The 22110-nt window shown below is 64.4% G+C and carries 21 protein-coding genes; 12 read left to right on the top strand and 9 right to left on the bottom strand.

All coding sequences use genetic code 11. The features are described 5' to 3' along the window. Window positions 1-44: 44 nt before the first annotated feature. A complete protein-coding gene (locus tag ACRAWC_RS01070; RefSeq protein WP_431346089.1) occupies window positions 45-2705 on the bottom strand; it encodes a hypothetical protein in 2661 nt (886 codons plus the stop codon). 312 nt (window positions 2706-3017) lie between these two features. Here ACRAWC_RS01070 and ACRAWC_RS01065 point away from each other — a divergent pair, with 312 nt between their 5' ends. Then, the gene (locus tag ACRAWC_RS01065) at window positions 3018-3182 is read left to right on the top strand and encodes a hypothetical protein (RefSeq protein WP_431346088.1); all 165 of its coding nucleotides are present in this window, start codon (window positions 3018-3020) and stop codon (window positions 3180-3182) included. A 73-nt stretch (window positions 3183-3255) separates the two neighbouring features. Here ACRAWC_RS01065 and ACRAWC_RS01060 read toward each other — a convergent pair whose 3' ends face one another. Together ACRAWC_RS01060 and ACRAWC_RS01055 are read right to left on the bottom strand one after the other, a co-directional pair. Then, a complete protein-coding gene (locus tag ACRAWC_RS01060) occupies window positions 3256-4014 on the bottom strand; it encodes a hypothetical protein (RefSeq protein ID WP_431346087.1) in 759 nt (252 codons plus the stop codon). Further along, the gene (locus ACRAWC_RS01055) at window positions 4011-4631 is read right to left on the bottom strand and encodes an Ig-like domain-containing protein (protein ID WP_431346086.1); all 621 of its coding nucleotides are present in this window, start codon (window positions 4629-4631) and stop codon (window positions 4011-4013) included. The genes ACRAWC_RS01060 and ACRAWC_RS01055 overlap by 4 nt, the downstream gene beginning before the upstream one ends. Before the next feature lie 926 nt (window positions 4632-5557). Here ACRAWC_RS01055 and ACRAWC_RS01050 point away from each other — a divergent pair. Continuing rightward, a complete protein-coding gene (locus ACRAWC_RS01050; protein WP_431346085.1) occupies window positions 5558-6781 on the top strand; it encodes an IS256 family transposase in 1224 nt (407 codons plus the stop codon). Window positions 6782-6804: 23 nt separating this feature from the next. Next, entirely contained in the window at window positions 6805-7221 is a 417-nt protein-coding gene (locus ACRAWC_RS01045) for a hypothetical protein (protein WP_431346084.1), read from the top strand. Between the two features lie 134 nt (window positions 7222-7355). Here ACRAWC_RS01045 and ACRAWC_RS01040 read toward each other — a convergent pair whose 3' ends face one another. From ACRAWC_RS01040 to ACRAWC_RS01025, 4 genes are all read right to left on the bottom strand, one after another. After that, complete coding sequence (locus ACRAWC_RS01040) at window positions 7356-7931, bottom strand: hypothetical protein (RefSeq protein WP_431346083.1); 576 nt, start codon at window positions 7929-7931, stop codon at window positions 7356-7358. 244 nt (window positions 7932-8175) lie between these two features. After that, window positions 8176-8343, bottom strand: coding sequence for a hypothetical protein (locus tag ACRAWC_RS01035; RefSeq protein ID WP_431346082.1), 168 nt, complete (start codon window positions 8341-8343; stop codon window positions 8176-8178). 363 nt (window positions 8344-8706) lie between these two features. Continuing rightward, window positions 8707-9096 (bottom strand): HepT-like ribonuclease domain-containing protein, encoded by a 390-nt coding sequence (locus tag ACRAWC_RS01030; RefSeq protein WP_431346081.1) that lies wholly within the window; start codon window positions 9094-9096, stop codon window positions 8707-8709. Then, complete coding sequence (locus ACRAWC_RS01025; RefSeq protein WP_431346080.1) at window positions 9086-9391, bottom strand: nucleotidyltransferase family protein; 306 nt, start codon at window positions 9389-9391, stop codon at window positions 9086-9088. The genes ACRAWC_RS01030 and ACRAWC_RS01025 overlap by 11 nt, the downstream gene beginning before the upstream one ends. Window positions 9392-9592: 201 nt before the next feature. Between ACRAWC_RS01025 and ACRAWC_RS01020 the strand changes: the two genes are divergently transcribed. The 8 genes from ACRAWC_RS01020 (at window position 9593) to ACRAWC_RS00985 (ending at window position 17655) form a co-directional block, all read left to right on the top strand. Beyond that, entirely contained in the window at window positions 9593-11356 is a 1764-nt protein-coding gene (locus ACRAWC_RS01020) for an SIR2 family protein (protein ID WP_431346079.1), read from the top strand. Window positions 11357-11418: 62 nt separating this feature from the next. Continuing rightward, a complete protein-coding gene (locus ACRAWC_RS01015) occupies window positions 11419-12417 on the top strand; it encodes an IS481 family transposase (RefSeq protein ID WP_431346078.1) in 999 nt (332 codons plus the stop codon). A 499-nt stretch (window positions 12418-12916) separates the two neighbouring features. Continuing rightward, window positions 12917-14242, top strand: coding sequence for a hypothetical protein (locus ACRAWC_RS01010; protein WP_431346077.1), 1326 nt, complete (start codon window positions 12917-12919; stop codon window positions 14240-14242). 218 nt (window positions 14243-14460) lie between these two features. Continuing rightward, on the top strand, window positions 14461-14820 hold the full coding sequence (locus tag ACRAWC_RS01005; RefSeq protein ID WP_431346076.1) for a hypothetical protein: 360 nt from the start codon (window positions 14461-14463) through the stop codon (window positions 14818-14820). Beyond that, entirely contained in the window at window positions 14817-15419 is a 603-nt protein-coding gene (locus ACRAWC_RS01000; RefSeq protein WP_431346075.1) for a hypothetical protein, read from the top strand. The genes ACRAWC_RS01005 and ACRAWC_RS01000 overlap by 4 nt, the downstream gene beginning before the upstream one ends. Window positions 15420-16089: 670 nt before the next feature. Further along, window positions 16090-16728, top strand: coding sequence for a hypothetical protein (locus ACRAWC_RS00995; protein WP_431346074.1), 639 nt, complete (start codon window positions 16090-16092; stop codon window positions 16726-16728). A gap of 79 nt (window positions 16729-16807) precedes the next feature. After that, window positions 16808-17113, top strand: coding sequence for a hypothetical protein (locus tag ACRAWC_RS00990; protein ID WP_431346073.1), 306 nt, complete (start codon window positions 16808-16810; stop codon window positions 17111-17113). A gap of 32 nt (window positions 17114-17145) precedes the next feature. Further along, window positions 17146-17655, top strand: coding sequence for a LysM peptidoglycan-binding domain-containing protein (locus ACRAWC_RS00985; RefSeq protein WP_431346072.1), 510 nt, complete (start codon window positions 17146-17148; stop codon window positions 17653-17655). 236 nt (window positions 17656-17891) lie between these two features. Here the strand turns inward: ACRAWC_RS00985 and ACRAWC_RS00980 are convergent, their stop codons facing one another. Together ACRAWC_RS00980 and ACRAWC_RS00975 are read right to left on the bottom strand one after the other, a co-directional pair. Then, window positions 17892-18485: a hypothetical protein gene (locus ACRAWC_RS00980; protein ID WP_431346071.1), complete on the bottom strand. Its 594-nt coding sequence runs from the start codon at window positions 18483-18485 to the stop codon at window positions 17892-17894. A gap of 90 nt (window positions 18486-18575) precedes the next feature. Next, window positions 18576-18827: a hypothetical protein gene (locus ACRAWC_RS00975; RefSeq protein WP_431346070.1), complete on the bottom strand. Its 252-nt coding sequence runs from the start codon at window positions 18825-18827 to the stop codon at window positions 18576-18578. Between the two features lie 519 nt (window positions 18828-19346). Here ACRAWC_RS00975 and ACRAWC_RS00970 point away from each other — a divergent pair. Next, window positions 19347-22085, top strand: coding sequence for an AAA family ATPase (locus tag ACRAWC_RS00970; RefSeq protein WP_431346069.1), 2739 nt, complete (start codon window positions 19347-19349; stop codon window positions 22083-22085). The last annotated feature ends 25 nt before the right edge of the window (window positions 22086-22110 follow it).

Below are 22110 nucleotides of genomic sequence, written 5' to 3'. Positions count from 1 at the left end.
GTGGGGTGGGGAATCGTGGGGTGGGGTGGGGTGGGATCGGGGCGTCAGGATCGCCGGGCTCGCGCTCGCCGCAGCGTCTGCGCCGCGAGGAGCACGGCGGCGGCGGCCAGGAGGCCGAGGGCGGAGAACCCGATGACATCCGTCCCCAGGCCGCCGGTGAGCGGCAGGGCGATAGCGGGGACGGCTTGGTTGACGAACCGGTAGAGCTGCTGGGTCCCGGGCGAGGCGGTCACCTGGTTACCGGAGACCGGCGTCCAGGTGGTGCCACCGTCGGTGGACTGCTGCAGTCCGAGCGCAAGGTAGGCGGTGGTGGACGACAGCGCCTGCTCGCTCAGCGTGTAGCTCGCACCGGGCTTCACCTCGATGGTGTCGGCCGTCGTGGGGGTCTCCGATCCGGCGAAGGAGGTCGCGCCGCCGAGCGCGGCGGGCGGCGTGACGGTGAGCGTGAACTCGCCGGCGGTCAGTCCGCCGCCCGGACTCTGGATGTGCTTGAGGAGCGTGATCGTCGCCGTCGTGTTCGTGATCGTGCAGGTGACCGCCTGCCCGTAGGCGACCGTGACCGCCCCGCCGGAGACCGTGACGGAGGTCCCTCCGGCCACGCAGGCCCAGCCGGCGGCGGTGGGGACGTAGTTCTGCGCGCCCGGAGCGTTGGAGGCCTCCCCGAGCGCGTAGGCGACGCCCGGCGTGACGCCGACGTTCGTCGCAGCCGCGGCGCCGGTCGTCCCGTTCGGGCCGGGCAGGGCTCCGCTGGGGCCGGTCGCGGTGAGTGTCCAGGCCGTGGGAGCGACGCTGCCGAAGGCGACCTTCTTCACGAGCGTGAGCGTCTGCGTGCAGGCGACGGTGTTGGTGATCGTGAAGGTGTTGGGCGCCGGCGTCGCGGTGAGGGTGCCGGGGTACGGCAGCGCCGCGGGCGTGCCGAGCGCGGCGCCGTTCACCGCGGTGAGTGCCGCGGACGTCAGCGTGCATCCGGGCGGGACCGTGACGGAGGTCTCGCCGACGCTCACCGCCTGGCCGACGACGTAGCCTCCGTAGGTGCCGCCGAATGACGGAGCGGCCTGTCCGGTGAGGGTCGGAGCCGCGGAGAAGCCGGCCGGAGGGGTGGGCGCCGTGTCCGTTCCCTGGGCCGGGATGTTGTAGGTGCCGACGACCGTCCCGTTCGGGTTCTTGACGATCCAGGTCTTGTCCACCTGGACTGTCTGTCCTGTGGTGGCGTTGGAGACCACGCAGTTCACCGCCCCCGCCGCGCTCGGCATGGTGAACGTCGCGCCGGTGGCCGTCCAGCCGGTGCCGGCCTGGGTGCACGCGTAGCTTGCGGCGTAGGTCGCGGCGGTCCCGCCCATCGCCTCGGCCAGGGTGACCGTGCTTCCGAGGTTCGCGGTCGCCGTGGCGACGTTCGCGGTGTCGGGGTTCGGGCCGGTCCCCGCGGTCGAGGTGCTGCTCACGGCCCCGGTCACGGCCGGGCCGCCGATCGTCAGCGCCGCGGTGGAGCCGGTGAGGGCGCCGACCCAGCGTTTGGTCAGCGTCACCCCGGCGGTGAGGGCCGTGTTCGTGAGCGTGCAGCTCACGGACTGGCCCAGGAGCAGGCTCACGGTCGCACTCGCGCCGGCGCCCCCGGCCGGCAACGTGGGCTGAACCCCGGTCGCACTCGGTGTGCTCGTGCAGGACCAGCTCTGGGCGTAGTCGATCAGGCTCCCCGCCGCGGCCGTCTCCTTCATGGTGAAGGACGACCCGGCGACGTTGCCGATGAGGAACACCGAGCCGGTGGTGGCCGACGACGCGCCGCCCGTCGTGGCGCTGCCGAGGACGTTGCCTGCACCGTCGGACACCGACACTGTGAACGAGTCGCCCGGAGTCCCGCCCACGACCTGCTTGGTCAGGGTGATGTTCTCGAACAGGAACCCGAACGCGACAGCCTGCCTGGACGTCGACGCCTGAAGCGTGGCCTGCAGAGTAGCCGGGTTGGTGGCGGCCACGACGGGCGTCCCGGTCTTCGTCTGCAGGCTCCCGATGCCACCGCCGGTGCAGGTGACGGTCGTCGTCCCCGCCCCCGTGAAGCCGCCCCCGCACGCGTTGCCGAGTGCTTGGATCGAGGACAGCGGCGTGGTCGCGGTCCAGGAGATCGATTCCGGGTAGGCGACGGCGACCGGGTAGTCGGTGCTCTCAGCGTCCGCGCTGATCAGCGAGAAGTTGCTGACGGCGTGGCCGAATCGGTCGGTCACGGTGACGTTGGAGATCGTCACGACCGTCTGGTTGCCCGCGGGATTGTTCGCGGGGCCCTGCGGCTGATAGAGGGCCGGCTGTCCGGGCACGCCGGCGTACGCGCCGTTGCCGAGGTAGGCCGCGCCGTAGGTGGGGAGGGGCGAGGGGGCCACCGATTGGCCGGACACGTTCAGGGTGAAGGTGGCCGTGTAGCCGCCCGGGAGGGTCTCCGTCATCGGCTCGCCCGCTGCGGATGTGGCCTGGACACTGTTGTAGCCGCTCATGTCGAGCCAGCACAGCGAGCTCGCGTAGATGCCGGTGCCGGCAGTGGTGGCCATCCCACAGCTCGAGCCGGTCGCGGCCTGCGCGGGGGCGCCCGCGGGCCCGGCGGCCGCCACGATCGCCCCGGCGCAGACGAAGGCGGCCACCGTCGCGATCGCGATGATGGCTCGGGCGTGCAGTCGCGCGGTTCGGCCTCGATGGCGTGGGACTGTGACGGTGTCCATCCTTCTCATGTGCGGCTGACTCCTCGGGTGATACTCCGGGTGAACTATCGATGCGGGCGACAGGACCGGAGCTCCGGGTCCTCCCAGCGAATATGGGAGCGCTGAGCTCGGCCGCAGTGACGCGCGATCAGCCAATCCACAGGTTCGAGGGGCCGGCGCCGAGGAAATCACCCCCGCTGTACTGCTGGGCGCGGCGTCATCGTCGGCGGCACGGAGCCTCTGTGAAGTGGAGGCTCTGCGGGTGCCTCCCGGGAGGCCGGCCGCACTCCAGCCACGAACCGGACAGGACGCATGATCAGCAACGAAGAGCACGTGAACGTGGTCGCCGCCACGCCGCACATCGAATCCATTCAGCTCGGTATCGGCGAGCGGACCCGGATCCCGTGCGATTGCCCGCTCGGGCATGACCACACGTACTCAGAATGGATCGAGCTCGTCGGCGGCCGACACGACAGCGCGGACGGAGGCCTCGCGTGACTTCCTTCGCGCCTGTCGCCGACCTGACGACGCCGCAGTGAGGACCAGCCGCTCCGCGCGCGCGTTTCTCTGGTCAGCGATGGCTCTCGCTTCGCCGGCGGCGCAGCGCGAAGGCGATGAATGCGAGCCCGGCAGCCAACCCGATAGCGCTGACGGTCGCGAGAGGGACGATGTCGGATCCGGTGTGCGCAAGGGACGAGTTCGTGCCGTCCGGCGTTGCGGCTGACGGGGTGCTCGCGCCTGACGCCGACCCGGCGGCCGGTGCCGACGGATGAGCCGCCGGTCCTGGTCCGGGCGTCGATGTCGACGCGGCGGTGGGAGCGGACGAGGGCGTCTTGGGCGGAGTCTGCCCGGGTGTCGCAACCGGAATCGGAGTCTCGCTGGGAGTGGGGGTCGGAGGCGACGTCTGCGTGGGTGTCGGCGTGGGAGCGGGTGTCGGCGTCGGCGTTGATCCGCCGGCACCTCCGCCTGCGCCGTAGGCGGTGATCGTGGCCTGGGCGTTCCAGGTGGCGCCGTCCACGCTGACGTCGGCGGAGTCCGTCCAGGGCCCGCCGCCGGTGAAGGCCATCCCGAGCCACAGTTGGACGACCTGGTTCGGCTTGGTGGTGACCACCGAGTAAGAGCCGCCGGGGTCGGACGTGACGGGGACCGTCTCCCATCCGGGCTGGCAGCTCCCGTCCGGCTGGACGACACCGGGGTCGCCCCACGCGTCCAGGCAGTCGAAGACCATCGCACCGTCGACGTCGGCGATCGCCTGTCCGGGCGAGGTGAGCGTGTCGGCGAAGGTCACCGTCGTGCCGGCGGCCGGGACCGTGGGCGATTGGATCGTCACCCTGCCGGTGCCGTCCGAGTTCTCGTTCCCCCACTTCCCGGCCGTCGTGGGCAGCGTGGCGCAGTCCGTCGTGCAGACGGCCCCGGTGATCGTCCCGAGGGTGTGACGACGCCGTTCACGGTCGCGTCGATCGGCTGGGTGACTCCGCGCTGGATCGACTCGTTGACGAAGGCGGTCACGTACCCGTGCGCGCTCACACCGGTGTGCGTCGCCGCATAACCGGTCAGAGTGAAGGTGAGCGTGCCGGTGGTCGGATCGACGGCCATCGCGGCGACCGAGTCGCCGTGCGCGGTGGTCGAGCCCGTCCCGTCCGCATTCAGGTAGAGAGTGATCGGCTGCAGCCCGTAGAACACGGACGGGTCGATCGACGCGGTGGCAGAACACCCGTCGGGGAGGCCATCCAGGTTCGACAGAGCGGTGTCCCAACGGAAGACGTCGTTGGCGCTCACCGAAGCGTTCGTTCCGGAGGTCGTATCGGTCAACGTCGTCGAGATGTCCGGGCTCGGGATGACACAGTCCGCTGCGGAGGCCCGCTCGGCGACGCCCGCGCCCAGGACCGAGAGCGCCGCGACAACGCCCCCGACGACAAGTGTCGTCACGACAGTCCGAATCTTCATTCACCCTCCTCGATCGGCGGCCCGCTCTGGGGCGCTCCAGCCGCGTGCTCACGGCTGTGTGCGCGCCCGAATGAGGCGCCTTTCAAGAGGAGTCCGAGTGGCGCGAATCCTGACGCTCGAGCATGGTGAGGTGCTCGACTCCGTCCCGGCCCGTGCGCGGAGGCCTCCCGCGTCACGTCCCGTCGCGCTCTCTCCGCTGCCCGCACAGATCACCGGCTTGTGGCGACCGCGACCGGAAAGGGCCGTGTGTGGGGCGTTCGAGGCGTTCTGGCACATCGGACGCCCCGCGAACCGCGTCTCGCGCGGCCGGTCCGGTGGGGCACGGGAGTCGAATCCCATGCCGGCCGAATCCACCGTATGAAGGCGCAGATCCGCGCTACGACGAGCCAGTGATCTACGCTGCCCGCAGCGCGGCTCGCACCGACTCAGCGTCTAAAGCATTTCGTGTCATCCACCTGGTGAATGCCGCAGCAGAGTACGTCGGCGGACGCCCGGAGAACCTAACACCTGCGGCAGTGAGACGTGCTTCGATGTCGCGCCGAATGCGCGACCTGCTCAGGAAGACGAGCGGCGCCGCGTATGAGGCGATCAGTGCCAACCCAATCGCGACCCAGTTGAGCCACGAGACGCCCAGGGCTGCGAACGCAGCCACAACGAGCGCGACGACGACGACAACGACGAACGCACCCCAGACCACATTGCCGATGACCGACGATCGAACGAGACGAGCCCGAAACGGATCCTCCGCGTATTCTCCCCAGCTCGCCGAGCTCACAGTCACCTACCCTTCTCAATACGTGAAGCAGGTGGCGTCCCTTGGGGTGGTGTAGTTCTTGGGCTTGAGTGTCACGTCGTTGACGCAGTGAGCCATCGTGCGATGGTCAGTGAGAACTGTCTAGGAATCTCACGGAAGGACACAACGCACGATGGCTCTTGACCAGTCTGCCCTCCTCGAGCTGCTCGGGGAACTCAAACTCACCGATGTCAGCGACCGGATTAGGGTCGCGACCGAAACCCTGTACCAAGAATTGATCGACGCGGAAGCTGTCGCGTTCATCGGCGCCGCCCCGTTCGAACGCACCAGCGATCGGGTGGCCCAGCGCAACGGCACCCGACCCCGGGCTCTGACCACGACCGCCGGCGAGTTGGAGTTGAAGATCCCCAAGCTGCGGCAAGGCTCCTTCTTCCCGTCGCTGTTGGAGCGGCGCCGCCGGGTCGATCAAGCGCTGTTCGCGGTGGTGATGGAGGCTTATGTTCACGGGGTCTCGACCCGGAAGGTCGATGATCTGGTCAAGGCGCTCGGCGCCGGCACCGGGATCTCCAAATCGGAGGTGTCCCGGATCTGCGCGAACCTGGACGAGGACGTCGCGGCGTTCCGCGACCGGCCGCTGACGGACACGACCTACCCGTATGTGTTCCTGGATGCCACCTACTGCAAGGCCCGCGTCGGCCGCCGGGTGGTGTCCCAAGCGGTCGTGGTCGCGGTCGGTGTCGCCGCCGACGGGCGCCGGGAGGTCCTCGGGTTCGAGGTCGGCGAGACGGAGTCGCAACCGTTCTGGACCAGCTTCCTGCGCTCCCTGAAAGCGCGCGGGCTGGGTGGGGTGAAGTTGGTGATCTCCGACGCCCACACCGGTCTGATCGCCGCCATCCAAACGGTGTTCGCCGGCGCGGCCTGGCAGCGCTGCCGCGTTCACTTCATGCGCAACGTCCTCGCCAACGTCCCGAAGACGGCCGGTCCCATGGTTGCCTCGATCATCCGCACGATCTTCGCCCAACCCGACACCGAGCATGTGATCGCCCAGTTCGGCGAGGTCACCCGGATGCTAGCCCGCTCGCATCCCAAGGTCGCGGACATGCTCGAGGACGCCCGCGATGACCTCCTCGCCTTCACCGGGTTCCCGGTCGCGCACTGGCGGCAGATCTGGTCCACGAACCCGCTGGAGCGGGTCAACAAGGAGATCAAACGCCGCACCGACGTCGTCGGCACCTTCCCCAACCCGGCCGCGCTGCTGCGCCTGGCCGGGCACGTCCTGATCGAGCAACACGACGAATGGGACGGCGCCGACCGCCGCTACTTCAGCGAACACTCCATGAAGCTCCTGGACGTTCAAACCGAGGAGGTGGCAATCCCCGAACTCACTGCGGCATAATCACCAACAGCTGATCCCGCACGGTGTCGAGAAACTCCACCACACAACGGGACGCCACCCTCCCACAACCTGCATCGTCGTCGGCACGAGACGATCTCCGGGCCGCGCTCGATGGGATCAGAGGGTTTGCGGAAGGCGACGTCGACATCGCTGACTGGGCCGCCTGGTTCACGGAGGCTTTGCATCTGCTCGACGCACCCGAGCCCGTGATCCCGTACCACCCTGACCTCGCCCCCGAGGGCCTTCCGCCGGAGTCACGCCAGCTCCTGGCCGCGGCGGTCAAATCATGGGTATTCGGCGGGATGGGATCCTGGAACGACATCGCCTTCTCCGACACGGCCCGCGGAGCGGAATACGACCAACGAACCGACGACCTCTACCGCAGCGTCCTCGCAGCCCTCATCGCCGTCACGCGAGGACCACAATCCGTCAAGGTATGAGCGCACTCACGACCGCATCGACGAGCTTGCCGATGACGTGACCGAGGCCAGCACGAATTCGCGCCAGGCATCTCCGGGTCTGCGCTCCGGCGCGTGACGTCCTCCGCCGCCTGCCTCTTCAACCGCATTAGGTGTCATGCCTGCGGCAACTCGTCCTCGAACGAGCCGGCGCGCGCGTCCAGCGCAGCGAGGGCTGCGCGGGAACTTCCGTAGGTCTGTGGGAAGAGGCCGCCGAATGCGTTGGAGCCCAGCGTCAACTGCAGCGGTTGCTCTTCGCCGTTCCACTGCGCGGTAGAACGCAGGACGAACTGCGGAAGCACTCCCTCAGTCGCGGCCTGCTCGAATGGAGCCAACACGAGCCACGGAATCGAAACGAGTTCTCGGGGCTGTTCCCCCGGATCGCCCCCTGCCCAGGCGGAGAGTGACTCTCGATCTGCAACTACCGTGAGGAAGTACGGGATTCTCCGGTACGGGATGTCGAGCGTGTCCACGTCGATGAATGCGCGGAAATCATCGCGTCGCGCGACGAGCGCGACCGCATCGGGATAGCGACGACGTAGCTCGGCGCGGCATCGAACGTTCGGTAGGACCCACAACGGGAAACCAACGGCCGCGGCGAGGAGCACTCCGCCGAACACCACCATCCCGATGGTCAGCTCCGTCGATGAACCCAGCGATGATGTCCCAATCCGCTCGATCATCATGAACACCAGGAAGATCAGCCAGAGGAGGGCAAACGCGTAGTACGCGACCCACCGGGTAAGGACTCGGACTCGCACAACTCCCCTTTTCGCATGCTTGGTGACGGTCGGCTCGAAGAAGCCGGATGGTGGCGACCGGACCGGAGACGAAGATATCGGATGCTGAATTCACCGGCGTCGGTGACGGCTTCGACTCTTTCACCTGGTTAGTGCACGAGGCGGCGCTCCGCTCGCTATTTCTGGCGCAAGCAGCTTATGGCGCGTCAAGGTCCGGTTCGCTGGCGGCCCAGTTCTTATCGTCGGCAGAGGCCTCGTCCTCGTTATGAGGCACGGAATTCCAGAAGACCCGCAGGTCCTTCCCGCCGCTGAGGTCGCTCGGCTGAGCAGCCCAGTCGAGGAAGTGCTCGATCCGTTCGCCCATGCAGGGACTCTAACGCGGGCCGCGTCGGCTGACCATCATCAGTCCTCCACGGTTGCCAGTGCTCCAAGACTTGATCAACACGCAGCGACGAAATCAGAGGTGGGCAGACGGCCTCATCGCGCACCCACCCACGAAAACGAAGAAGCCCCCGATCTCAATGTTTCCAAGGGATCGGGGGCTTCGCGCCACCTGCGGTGTTGCGCCCCCAGGGACTTGAACCCGGATACGGGCCGCCGGAGGGGGTTCGTACGCTCGAAAATCCGCGGAATTATGCGCCTTTTGGTTCACTAGCGATCGTTTGGATCTAACTGGATCTCACACGGTTGTGGGCAAAATGTGGGCACGCTGGGAAAGTGTTTGGGCCTACGCCCTCGGGCCAGCATCGCGGTCTTGGAGTGACGTCTCCGCCTCATCGACTTCGACGAGCAAGCCTTCGAGCACCGGTATCAGCTCCGGGAGGTCATCGATCAGGATCTCCCACAGTCGCCGCTGATCCACCTGCGCATACGCGTGCACAAGGATGTTTCGCGTCGCGATGATCGCGTGAACATTGGGGATCCGAGCCGCAGTCTCAGAGTCGGCCGCGCGAAGATTCTTGAGCGCCTCGCCGAGGATCTCGAGTTGCCGTTCGACTGCGGCTTGCAGCACCCAGTCACCTAGATACTCCGCTTGCTCATGACCTTGTGCGATGGAGGCGGCTTTCGTCGCGGCCTCGCGCGCATCCCAAAGGAATGCCGGCGACTCAGGCAGCATAAAGATCCTCGGCGCTGCCGAACGCGGATCTTGCGAAGTATGGATTGCGCACAGCGCCGGCGTCGACCAGATCGACCCCGCGACCAACAATCCGCTCCAGCTCTTCCTTCAACTCGAAGTAGTCGTGGAACAGGCCGCCGCGCCCGGGCAGAAAATCGACGAGAAAATCGACATCGCTCTTGTCTGCGTCGAAGTTTGTGCTGAGCACCGAGCCAAAGATGCGAAGTCGCCGGACCCCGTGTGCTTCGCAGGCGCGCCCAATCGCCTGCACATCTACAGGAACGGCGGTGATCATGGCAGCGATTATCGCACGAGGGACGAATAGACCGGGAAGAAGGAAGTCTGAGGTGCGGAAAGTGAAGCGCCGCCTCGACGAACTGCCGCCCCTTCTGGGGCAGGTCGTGACCGCCGCATTCTGCGAGCCTGATCACGCGACACCAACTAATCGTTAGAGACGCTAGCAGCGTCGGGGCTAGGTACGGAGTTCTCGTTGTACGTGACCAGCAAAGTAGATCTTCCCGAAGAAGTCGTGGAGGCTCACGCCAACGGAACGCTTGTCTTCTTCGTCGGGGCAGGAGCCTCGGCGGGGGCTCCGTCGAGCCTTCCCACGTTTGAGAATCTTGCGAGGGCCCTAGCAAAACGCGCATCGCACAGATTCTCAAAACGCGGGGGATTCGACTTCTTTATCGGCTCGTTGGAATCTCTGCCAGGCGGATTCAACGCACATCAGCACGCTAAGGAGCTCATAAGCGATCCCAAATCAAGATTTAGCCCTTTGCACCGGGCGATCGTTGATTTGGCGAACGCGAGCGGTACGTTTCGAGTCGTCACCACTAACTACGACGACCATTTGGCAAGTGCTGCTCGTGACGCCGCGATGCCAATCGGAGATACGTGGTTTGCGCCCGCTCTACCGCTAGGACGGTCGTTCGAGGGGCTCGTCCACTTGCATGGCTCAGTCACGCGTTCCGAAATGGACATGATCCTGACTGACCGCGATTTCGGCCGGGCATACATGACAGACGCGTGGGCGGCGCGCTTCCTGCTTCCCATGTTTGACCGGTTCACCGTCGTGTTCGTCGGCTATAGCCATGACGACGTCATCATGAGATATCTCGCGCTTGGTTTGCCGTCTCGGGATGAAGGTTCTCCGAACACCCGTTTTGCCTTTACGAGCGCCCCAGACGACACGAAATGGGAATACCTCGGAATAGTCCCGATTGAATACCCCGTCGTAGGACGCGATCACGGCGCGCTTGTGTCAGCTTTCGAAGCGTGGGGGGATCGAGCCCGAATGGGTCAACTTGAGCACCGAGCGCGGATGCGAGATATCGTGACGGCCGGCCCGAAACTCACGCCGGTGGAACGCGACTACTTGATGGGCCGACTCCGAACGACCCAAGGGGCGCAAGAGTTTGCTCAGGCGACTACTGAAGCGCAACTCGACATGCGGGTGAGTTGGCTGCGATGGATCGAGGGACATGAAAGCTTTTCGGCGCTGTTTCGTTCCGGCGCTCTGACCGACGCGAGCGCCGTCCTGGGAACCTGGTTCTGTCAGATGTTTATCGCCTCGCCCGAACTCCATGGCGCCGCGCTCCAGACTGTTCAGCGAGTCGGCCAAACCTTTTCGGACAACCTCTTCAGAGGCTCTGCTTGGACCGCTGACGAGCTTGCGAAGCTTGACGCCGATGCTGGAAGGCGTTGGAAATCCTTTATTGCCACGTCAATCGGTGGCCAGTCATCGCCCGGAGCGTTGGAACACCTACTTCCCTATAGCTCTGACGGCCCTTCGATCGACATTTCCGTGATTCGCGCGTGCCTCCGGCCCTATCTTCAACTGAAGCGTCGATGGTTTCTCGACGATTCGGATCATCCCCTGGCCCTACCCGATGCGGACGTCGAATGGGCTACCGATGAGCACTCGCTGACAGCCCACATCATCAAGCTAGTGGACAATTCACCACACGGTGATTCCCTCGTGGGCGTCATGCTGGAGGATGCGCTTGCCTCGGCCTACGACCTCTTGGAGGCCTTCCACGGCAAGCGCGAGTGGGATCAGTTTTCTTCTCGGCGATCGTCCATTGCTCCTCACGGACAAGACAGCTTTCGCCACCCGATCGATGCCGTAATCGATGGACTGCGGGCGTACGCAGACTTGGCGTCCCCAATTCGACCTGAGCTTCCAACACGCTGGTGGGAAACGAACCGACCATTATTCCAACGGCTAGCTGTAGTTCCCCGACACGTTGTGAACGCGTGACTTAGGCGAAGACCTCCGGAACGATGTGGGTTACCACACACCAATCGTTCTCGGAGGTCTTCGTGACTCACGCTAATGCACCGTTGACGCCGGAGGGGCGTCGTCGTCTTGCCGTCCTGGTCGTGGAGCGGGGCTGGCCGTTGCGGCGTGCTGCGGATCGGTTCCAGTGCTCGCCGGCCACGGCGAAGCGGTGGGCTGACCGTTACCGGGCTGGTTTGCCGTTGACTGATCGCAGCTGCCGTCCATCGACATCGCCGTCGCGGTTGAGTCGGCGCGTCGAGCGGCGGATCGTCGCGTTGCGCTTCACGCGCCGGTGGGGTCCGCATCGGATCGCGTATCACCTCGGCTTGCACCGTTCGACGGTCGGTCGGGTGTTGGCCCGTTACCGGATGCCATTGCTGACCCATCTTGACGCCAGCACCGGGTTACCGGTTCGCAGACCGAAACCGATCCGCTACGAGGTCGCCTCGCCGGGCCAGCTCGTCCACGTCGATATCAAGAAGCAGGGCCGCGTCCCCGACGGCGGAGGCTGGAGGGCACACGGCCGCGTCTCGGAGCAGAACCGCCGAGCGGGAGCCGCCCGCTCGCGCGCTGCCCGCAGAGGAGCGCCCGCCTCACGGGGCTACCGCTATCTGCACCACGCCGTCGATGACTACTCCCGGTTGGCCTACTCGGAGATTCTCGACGACGAGCGCAAAGAGACCGCGGCCGCGTTCTGGCTTCGCGCGAATGCGTTCTTCCAACATGCCGGAATCACCGTCACCGCCGTGATGACCGACAACGGAGCCTGCTACCGATCCAACGACTTCGCCGACGCGCTCGGCACCATCCAGCATCGCAAGACTCGCCCCTACCGACCGCAAACCAACGGCAAGGTCGAGCGGTTCAACCGCACTCTGGAAACCGAATGGGCTTACGCCATCGCCTACGCCGACGAAGACTCACGCGCGGCTGCCTACCTGCACTGGCTCCATCACTACAATCACCACCGACCCCACACCGGAATCGGCGGCTCAACACCCGCAGCCCGCGTTCACAACCTCACGGGGAACTACAGCTAGCGCTCTATGTCGTGGATGGCAGCTCCGCTCTGGACGAGGACGAACGTATCTCTTGGCTGCTCGATAAGGCAGCGTTGTACGCCAGCGACCTCAAGCATGAGACCTTCCAGATCTTGGCCCACTCGGTCAGCGGCGCTTCGAGTGAAACTCGCTCTCGACTTCTAGCGGCCGTATTGACCGGCCCAAGCTTCCCGGACGACATTCCCGATAGGCATCGCCACGTTCAATATGCGGTTTTCAACGCGTTGGTTTGGCTAACGCAACATGCGCCGGACTGGAATGACGCTCTCAACGAGCTCGCGAGGCTCCAGCAAGAGAACCCGACGTTTGCGGCCCGCGAACACCCAGACTTCGACAGTTGGACGTCAAGCGGCTCATGGGGCGGCAAGCTTCCGATGGCGCCCGAAGACTTTGTTGAGGCGCTGTCCAAGGCTCCGGGCGCGGCGCTTGGCGAGTTGATCGAGCGCGATTACTCAGAGCGCAGTTTTGATGAGCCGTCATGGGACGACGCGCTCTCCTTGATCAGGCAAGTCGTGGAGACGCGCCCCCGCAAGGAATTACGATCTGGTCGCTGGCAGATGAAGAGCCCGAACTGGGCGTCAAAGGGGACGATCTGCGCCGAGCGGTAATCGAGGGTTGGTCGAAGTCCTCGCTCGGCGATCTCGCGGGCGCTGCAACGCAGCGGGTCGCGAGTCAGGTCCATATCCCAACTTCCACCCGGGCTATCGGTCGGTTCCTCGTCGAACAGGCCCAAATCATGATCGACGATGAGGAGGATCGGGCAGACGCGGCAATGCGAGGGCTGGCAAGAGCGTTGTGGGATAACCACGGAGAATCGTTCTCTCACTCCGAGGATATTGATCCCGTATCGCCCGCACCGCTGTATTTGAACTCTTGGCCAGGCGACATCGCACGGTTCTGGATGAACGCGATCGACCGGCGCTGGCGAAACCATCGCGACGACTGGAAAGGGCTCAACGAAGAAGAGAGGGATGCCATCGAGGACCTATTCGCTGGACCCAGACACGCGCTGGACGCTATCGAGCCGGCATTCGCGAGCCAAGCGTTCTTCATGTTTGCGGCGGATCCGGAGTTCACCGAGCGACGAGTACTGCCGCTGTTCGGTCATGAGGTATCAGCGAAACTCGCCTGGACGGCGTTCTTGTACCAGCCGCGCTATAACGACCGGATGCTGGCAGCTGGCCTGCTCCAGAGCACCATTCGCCAGTGGGGACATATGGATGATCTCGGCGAGCGCGGGCTGGAAGTGAACTTCTTCGGAATGGTCGCGTCGATCGTCTCGTTTGCTGCGATTCCAGCGAAGTCGCGCAAACAACTCCTCGACGCGAGCATTCTCGAGGACGAGGGAAAGCATGCGTCAGGCTTTGCTCGAGAGATCGTCCACTTCTTAGCGGGAGCCGGTATCAATGGAGATGAGATCTGGAAAAAATGGCTCCGCCGACACTTGCAGGCGCGGTTTCAGGGAGTTCCCCGTACGGCTGAAGCGGACGAGCTCTCCGTCTGGGCAGATGTGGTGCCTTACCTCGGGCCGCGCATTCCTGAGGCCGTCAAGCTGTTCGCAGAACATGACGATATCCCGCTAAGCGAGCACTTCATGGAACCAGATTTTCCTGAGGGCGCATTGACCTCGTTCGGTGCTGAGATTGTGGAGTATTACGTTCAAAGAGTTCGAGCTTCGACGCCCAACAATTTCATGGTTAGCTACCACGTCAACGGGCTCGTTGAGACTCTGACGGCGAGGCTAGGTAAGGCGGCCGTGAAGCCCATTACGGACGCGGCGCGGGAGCGGGGCTTCATCGCCTGAACGAAAGTGTCTTCGAATCGCCGAGCGCAATGAATGGGGCACATGCTGCTTCTGCCGTCAGAGCAGCTAACCAACCGATGGGTGTGAACGGGTCCGCGCAGATCGCCCAACCGTCCGCCAGGTACCGGCTCACTGTATCCACGCACGTCTGTTTTTCTGCAGCAGTCGGGTCCGCGGACCCTTCTACGCCGATGAGCCCGCCTTGCAGTTCCGGACCCATGTTGCTGCTGTCGATGATGAATACCCGCATCTCGCTCACTTCCCTGCTCGATCAGTTCTTGTTGCCTTTCCGGCGACTGATCAAGAGCGAGTGGACGGCGCGCAGTGCCGGGACCGTGGAATACCGGACTGGAGCGAAGCGGAAGGAGGATATGCCGCGAAAGTCCGGCGCGGAGCACCGGGAGCGAGCTACGATCGGCCGGCGGAAAGACAACAAGCCCGGCCAGCGCAGCGCCGCCCGCAGCAGCCCCGATCAGCGATATTCGAGCGACCCTTTTCATGGCGGTCGGGATTCGTATCGCACGAGCCAGCCTCATGCGCTGCGGGCATCTTCCGCTCGCCTTATAGTTCAGAAATGACCGACGAGTTCGACAGCGAGACCCAGTGGACACCGGCCGCAAGAGAGGCCCTATCCGCAAAGGGCGAGCACCTGTTGCTGGCCCTCCGTGATCACATCTCTCTGACTCTCGGCCGATCTGGGAGGGGGAACGAGGATGTCGCCTACATCGCGTCGTCGGAAGCCTTGCGTCGAGCCGCCGCAGCATTCGACGACGCTGAGTTCGATTGGTGCGGATCCTCGCCGCTCGGACTCGAGACCGAAGATTGGGATGAGGACGACGATGAAGACGAACCACTTGAGAGGTTCGAACATGAGGTACTCAGCGTCGTCGGGAGGTGGGACTATCGGGTTCTCGATGAGCAGCAGCTGATCTCTGCGGGCCGCGTCGCTTACTCCACAGCATGGCCGGAGGATACGGAAGAGGACGCCATGTTTCGCGTTGACGACCCGATCTCGGCAGTTCACGAGATCGCTCACGTTCACGGGTGGCACGGCCTCGAACAAGTCGCCGGCCTAGAAGCTGTAGCGAGCATGACCGACGTGATCCTGCATGAGGACGAGGGCGATTCGTGGTTGGACAGCGACGAGGACCCCTTTGCCATCGTGCGTCAGTCATGACTGCGATCGAGATGACGACCACTGGGCGTTGTGCGCTGACCCGTCACAAGCCGATTCACCGGCCTGACGCGAGACCAGCGAGAGCGTCGGAGGCGTGATGTTCGGTAGTAACCAGCTCGTCCGAATCTGGACCCCGCACATCGGACCCGGCTTCGCGTCGCAGCTCGCCTCCGCATTCGCACCACTTCGTCTCCTCATCGTCGTGTTCCCGATGGGATGGGCGATCGGAATTGTCCACGCCTTCTCGGGCGGCTCACTTCACACCCTGCTGGGCGCGCTCAACGCCGCCGTCCCCGTCGCGCTCCTTGGCATTGTGATGGTCACGGCCGTCCAGCTTCGACGCCTGCGAAACGCCATCCGGCGCGCGTTGTCGAATCGCGGTTTCGAGTCAGCTACCCGCCCGAGGGTGTTGAACCCTTCCCGCTTCCGCTCGTGGCTCGTCGACGCCGGGGTGCCACCGGATCTAGCCACCGAGATCCTCATCGAAGAAGGACGACCAAGTCTCAAATCTCGCGCAACGGATCACGTATAGAGGCCAGCCGGCTTAGGCCTACCCACTCAAAGTGCCTGCGTGCATCTGCTCTTAGCTTCTATCTCCCTTCACCTTGGTCTCTCCTATCTCCGTTCTTGGTTTCTGTCTCTGTTTCCTTGGTCTTGGTCTCCTCTTGGGATGTATCTCTTCACTTGTTCTATCCTTCGCTTCAGCTCCTTTTGGGCCGCCGCTCGAACCCGATTGAAGAAGGCCCGCCCGGTCGTTGTCCTTCCAGATATCGCGATCATCGCCGTCGCACTGCGACCGTACTGTGCGACCGTCATCGCACTTGGTGTCGTGGGCGCCGGGATCGCGGCCGTGATCCTCGTGTTCTTCTTCGTCTGGGGCCTCAGCACCGGCGGCTGGAGGAAGGTGGTCTGCGGCGGCCGACTCGCTACGATGGCGCACATGACCGTAGATACCGGGTGGCGAGTCACCGTACCGCCTGGCGCAGCGATGTTTCTGCACGAGCGCGCCGGTTCCCCCAGCCGACTTCTCGCGGCTACCGGATTCTGGGCGACGCTCTACGCGGCGCCCGGCCGACTGCGGCTGGTCCGCGGGAAGGAGACTCTGTTGCTGTCGGACATCGACCAGATCAGCACAGGGCCGTCCGACAACGGGCGCGGCATCTGGCGTGAAGCTCTCGTCGTGACCTCACTAGGCGAGAAGCTTCCGCTCATGCCCTTCGAGCGACGCGGGCTACTGCCTCACGCGATCGAGGATCCCTCCTCGATCGCCGCGTCAATCCGAACCGTGGTCTTCGGCGGCGACTCATAATGCCGGAGGCGCCGCTGTGCGCTGAAAGTTGCCGAGCGGCCCGCTAGCATCATGACCAGCCGCGACGAAGGGGACGTCCGTGAATGAGTCGAAGCTGCGACCGAAGGTAGTGCTGTGGTGGGGCATCGCGCTCACCGTGGCCGGAGCCCTGTTGACCATTCTGATACCACAGATCGGCATCGCGGCCGTTGTGCAGCCGGGATCAGATGTGAATGTGGACCAAGGCGTCCTCACCGTACTTGAAGTGATCGTCCGGATCATTGGCCAGGTTGTGGCACCGCTGGGCGTCGCATTCATCGCCGCATCGCTGGTCATGACTCGTGTTGGCCGGCTCGTCGCTGCTCACACGAGCGAGGCCCAGCGCGCTTCGTCGATCGACCTGTGATCGTGGAACGACGACGGAGGAAGTCACGCTCGGTGGTCGCGGCGGTGCTGCTCGGCATCTCTCTGACCGGCTGCACAGCGGCCGAGCACACCCCGGACCTGATCCACAAGGCCAGCCATCCGGCGACGCCGACGCCCGCGGCGTCCTTCACCCCAACCGCAACGCCTGCGCCGGCCCCGACCGCCGCGGCGTGCGTCGGCTGGGGCTTCTGGGAGCGGGACTACTACAGCGAGGCCCAGCAGCCGGTCGACTGCGGCCCCATCCAGTACGCCACCGGGACCACGAAGCTGAATGATAAGGGTGTGCCGGTCGCGTACGTCGTTGCGCCCGGCGACATCTGGGAGTTCATCGCCAAGCGCTTCGACGTCGGCACGGCGTACCTCACTGCGATCAACGCCGTGCGTCGGTACCCACCCACGACGGTCTATGTCGGGGACACTGTCAACCTCGACCCAGCTTCGATCACCAGCGTCGGCGACCAGAACGGTGTCGTCTACCACAACCTGGACAGCTTGCCGGATCCGCACGTGCCGCAGCACTGAGGCCGACATCGTGCGCCCACTACGATCGCCCGGGTGGGGGCAATGGCACGAAGGACGATGGCGGACAGGCTGTAGGACGGCTTCGAGTCGAAGCCGCTGAGAGCACACGGACCGATGCCGCAGGCGCCGATCGTGACTCCGGTCCGGAAGCACATGTCGAAACTACTCACGCCTAGCGTCTCCCGGTCTGCGCTTGCGCGCGTGACGTCCCCCCGTGATGTATCTCTTCGTTCTCGCTATGCGTTATGTCTGCGGCAACTCACCCTCGACCCGCACGCGCGGGCGTTGAGCGCGGCGAGGGCTGCGCAAGAACTTCCATAGGTCTGTGGGAAGAGCCCGCCGAATGCGTTGGAGCCCAGCGTCAACTGCAGCGGTTGCTCTTCGCCGTTCCAATGCGCAGTAGAACGCAGGACAAACTGCGGAAGCACTCCCTCTGTCGCGGCCTGCTCGAACGGATCCAACACGGGCCAAGGAATCGAAACGAGCTGTCGTGGCTGGACTCCTGGATCGCCTCCTGCCCAGGCCGAGAGTGAGCCTCGATCTGCAACAACCGTGAGTAAGTACGGGATTCTCCGGTACGGGATGTCGAGCGCGTCCACGTCGATGAATGGGCGGAAATCATCGCGTCGCGCGACGAGTACGACCGCGTCGGGAAAGCGACGACGTAGCTCGGCGCGGCATCGAACGTTCGGCAGGACCCACAACGGAAAACCAATGAGCGCCGCAGCGAGCACTCCGCCGAGCACCACCATCCCAATGGTCAGCTCCGTCGAAGAACCTAGCGATGACGTCCGGATCCGCTCGATCATCATGAATACCAGGAAGATCAACCAGAGGAGGGCAAACGCGTAGTACGCGACCCACCGGGTGAGGACTCGGGCTCGCAAAGCTCCCCTATTCACGCTTAGTTGACGGTCGGCTCAGAGAAGCCGGATGGTGGCGACCAGACCGGAGCTGAACATGATTGCGCCGATCACGACGGCCCCACCGGCTCCCCATTTGAGGTTCCAGGCCGTATAGACAGTCTCGGCAGTCTTGTCGCCGAAAAACATCGAACCCGTTTTACGAAAGGACTCAGCCGCGCCCTCGGCATGACGCCAAAGCAAAACGCCAACGATCGCGAACACACCGCCGCTGAACATCGGGACGATTGCTCGCAACAGGTTGGTCACGCAGTCTCTCCTCGCTCGGGTAAGTCGAATTGTGGCACAAGGCGGTGGCGCGTCCCGGTGGTTCCACGCAGCTGAATTCGACGAATTTCGGATTTGCGCGTCAAATCCGGTTGGAAAACACAACGTGTAGGTGTGAAGGCATTGGTTTCGGACAGGCCACTGGGGAGAAAGCTCGCCGACCGCATCGCTGAGGGGGTCCGTGAGCCGCCACGCCGGCGGCCTGATTTGCATTCTGCTCGCGTCAGCGTCGGTGGTCAGCCGCACGATGGCCGTGCGGTCCTCGGCCCGGGTTTAGGCCGGGAACGGCCCAATTTTCATGAATTTCTAGCGGGTTTCGGACATATGAGCTGTTTGCGCGCCAAAACCACCTTGGATGAATTTCTAGCGGGTTTCGGACATATGAGCTGTTTGCGCGCCAAAACCACCTTGGAACCGGAAGTTCTAAGTAGAAGAACATTTTTGGAAAAGGACAAGGCTGTCCCGTTTCGGGAAGCCCAAGACGAGGTGCGCGGGAGGTGAGTGCAGGTGCGCGGCGGAGTAGCCAGATGGAAGCGGGGGCAGTCCTCTCACGGGGTCAGGCAAGCAGTCGACTACGCCTTCAGTGGCGTCTGTGACGCCACTCTCACCGCCAAAACCGCCGACGGTGTCATCGCCGCCGCAGGCTACGCCGACGCCCTCATGACCCGATACATCGTCGAGAACGGTGCCATCCGCGACGACCTCCTCACCCGCGACCGACTGAAGGCTTGGGTCGACGGACTCGACCCGCTCACGGGCGAGCATCGCGGCCGCGACCTGGAGTCGCCCGTCGCGGATCTGATTCTGGATGCGACGATCAACGCGCCGAAGTCGTTCTCCATTGCAGCCATGCTCGACCCCGACCTCGCCGCCGCGTACGAGGACCTCCAGGACCGCCTCCGCGACCGGATCGTCAAGCTCTGGCAGTCCGAGCTCAACGCCCGCCGCGGCAAAGGCGGCAGCATCCGCGAAGACCTCGCCCGGATCGAAGTGGTCGAACTCCGCCACGAACGCTCCCGATCGTTGGATCCGCACAAGCACCGCCACCTCTGGCTCAACGTCAAAGTCCAAGGCATCGACGGCAGATGGTCCAACATCGACACCCGGGTGGCGTTGCGGTTCCAGAACGTGATCAACGCCGAAGGCGACCTCGCCTCGCGCACCGACCCCGCCTGGATCAACGCTCTCGCCGCGAAAGGCTTCACCCTCAATGAGGACGGGGAGATCGCAGCGCTGCAGCATCTCGTGCGGCCGTTGTCGAAGCGGTCCGCGCAGATCGAAGCCAACAAGGTCGCGCGGATCGCTTGGTGGAAACAGCGGCATCCCGGGCAGGAACCGTCACACGACGTGATGAATCAGATCGACCGATGGGCATGGGCTGCCGGCCGGCCGAACAAGCCCGGCAATTTCGACGAAGACGACTGGGCCACGCTTGTCCGCGAGGAATTGATCGCGACCGACCCGCAGCTTGCACGTGAACGGCCCGGTGCGGAGCTCCACACAGTAGCCGTTGCCGATCTCGACCTCGACCTGCTCGCAGCTAAGGCTGTCGTCGATGCGGACGCCCGATCAACTGGCACCGGCGGTCGATTCAGCGAGTGGGACATTCGTGCGGGCGCGATTCGGGCCCTCGCATCAACCGGCGTCCATGCCCCTCGGGATCGACTTGCAGAGGCCCTCGATTCCGTGGTCGACCTTGCTGGCTCCCACACCGTCGCTTTGCTCACCGAGCCTGGCATCCCGGCACACGTCAAGCGACTCATGGCTACCAACACCGCGCTTCTCAAGACAAAACTCGCCAACCGAATCGAAATGCTCTCCGTTGACGGGGTCGATGAGCGACAGGATGTTGTCGAAGCCATCGCTCATGCGGTCGAACCGGGTCGCGGCCTCGACGTTGAGCAGCTTGCGGGCGCCGCCGCGATCGCGGGAACCGCACGCAATGTCACCGTTTCCGGTGCCGCTGGTACCGGAAAGACCACCATGCTCAGGATCGCCGCCGCGGCTCTCCGCCGTCACGGCCGGAACATGATCATCGTTGCACCGACGAAGAAGGCATCAATCGTCGCTGGACGCGAAACTCTGAGCGAGTCGTCGTCGCTGCATCAGCTCTTGTTTGACTACGGATGGCGCTGGAGGACCAACGAGGCCGGAGCCACCGAGTGGAGTCGGCTTGAGCAGGGGGCACACGATCCGTCGACAGGCCGAATCTACAGCGGCCCACGCATGCGGATCCGCCCGGCTGACCGCATCGTGGTTGATGAAGCCGGCATGCTCGACCTCGAGGCTGCGCGGGGCCTGGTCGACGTTATTGAACGCACCGGTGCAGATGTGGCGCTCATTGGCGACGAGCGCCAGGCCCTCCCGATTGGGCACTCCGGAGCTATGGCACTCTTCTGGCGCCGCACCGAGTCGCGCGTGGAGATGACCACAAGCCATCGCTTCAAGGATCCCGACTGGGCAGATCTCACTCTCCGAGTGCGCGAACTCCGGGGTCAAGACACCGCGACCGAAGTCGCAGCCGAACTAATCCAAACTGGTCACGTCATCCGTACCGACAATGATGTCGAAGCCAGGCGAGCTATGGTCAACGGCTGGTTCGAGGCGCAACAACGACGACAGTCCATTGCGCTCGTGACCGCCACACACGCAGAAGCGACGGCCGTCAATGAGTCGATCCAGGCTCAACGGATCTCAGCCGGTGCCCTCGGAACCGAGAGGGTCGCCACTGGTCAGGAGGGCCAGGCGATCTTCGTAGGCGACCTGGTGCAGACCCGACGCAACGATGTCGCTGCCGGCGTCCAGAACAGGCAGACGTGGGTGGTCAAATCGATCATCAACGGAGACGTACTGCTGGCAGCTCCCAACGACATGTCGGATCTGCGAAGGATTCCCGCCAGTTATGCCGAATCGCATTTGCACCTCGCGTACGCGACCACTGTCTACGGCGTTCAGGGAGAGACCACAGACGTTTCCATCGTCGGCCCCGGAGTCGACGCTGCCGGGCTGTACGTGGGCCTCACTCGCGGCAAGGAAGACAACAAGGCCATAGTCGTCGCGGCGACCGAATCGTCGGCGAAGGCAGAGCTCGCGGGATCGATGAACCGCCAAACCATCGAACCCACGGTCGAAGATTCGCGCGCAACGGCCCTCGAGGAGCTCCACCGAACAGCCCGCAGCTACACCGGCCCCTCGACCCCGACGGCTCCAGACCACGTCCCCTCGATCGGCCGGAGCTGAGGAGTCTAAGTGTTATCCCGTCGCC

The sequence above is a fragment of the Leifsonia sp. L25 genome (assembly GCF_050632895.1).
The sequence above is the reverse complement of the archived record's forward strand: the minus strand, read 5'-3'. Positions and strand labels throughout refer to the sequence as shown.

Excerpts from the sequence above, each read along its gene's own strand:
- ACRAWC_RS01070 (WP_431346089.1), bottom strand. The coding sequence starts at position 2,705 with ATGGACACCGTCACAGTCCCACGCCATCGAGGCCGAACCGCGCGACTG.
- ACRAWC_RS01055 (WP_431346086.1), bottom strand. The coding sequence starts at position 4,631 with ATGAAGATTCGGACTGTCGTGACGACACTTGTCGTCGGGGGCGTTGTC.
- ACRAWC_RS01050 (WP_431346085.1), top strand. The coding sequence starts at position 5,558 with ATGGCTCTTGACCAGTCTGCCCTCCTCGAGCTGCTCGGGGAACTCAAA.
- ACRAWC_RS01035 (WP_431346082.1), bottom strand. The coding sequence starts at position 8,343 with ATGGGCGAACGGATCGAGCACTTCCTCGACTGGGCTGCTCAGCCGAGC.
- ACRAWC_RS01030 (WP_431346081.1), bottom strand. The coding sequence starts at position 9,096 with ATGCTGCCTGAGTCGCCGGCATTCCTTTGGGATGCGCGCGAGGCCGCG.
- ACRAWC_RS01025 (WP_431346080.1), bottom strand. The coding sequence starts at position 9,391 with ATGATCACCGCCGTTCCTGTAGATGTGCAGGCGATTGGGCGCGCCTGC.
- ACRAWC_RS01010 (WP_431346077.1), top strand. The coding sequence starts at position 12,917 with ATGGGACGACGCGCTCTCCTTGATCAGGCAAGTCGTGGAGACGCGCCC.
- ACRAWC_RS01005 (WP_431346076.1), top strand. The coding sequence starts at position 14,461 with ATGTTGCTGCTGTCGATGATGAATACCCGCATCTCGCTCACTTCCCTG.
- ACRAWC_RS01000 (WP_431346075.1), top strand. The coding sequence starts at position 14,817 with ATGACCGACGAGTTCGACAGCGAGACCCAGTGGACACCGGCCGCAAGA.
- ACRAWC_RS00995 (WP_431346074.1), top strand. The coding sequence starts at position 16,090 with ATGTATCTCTTCACTTGTTCTATCCTTCGCTTCAGCTCCTTTTGGGCC.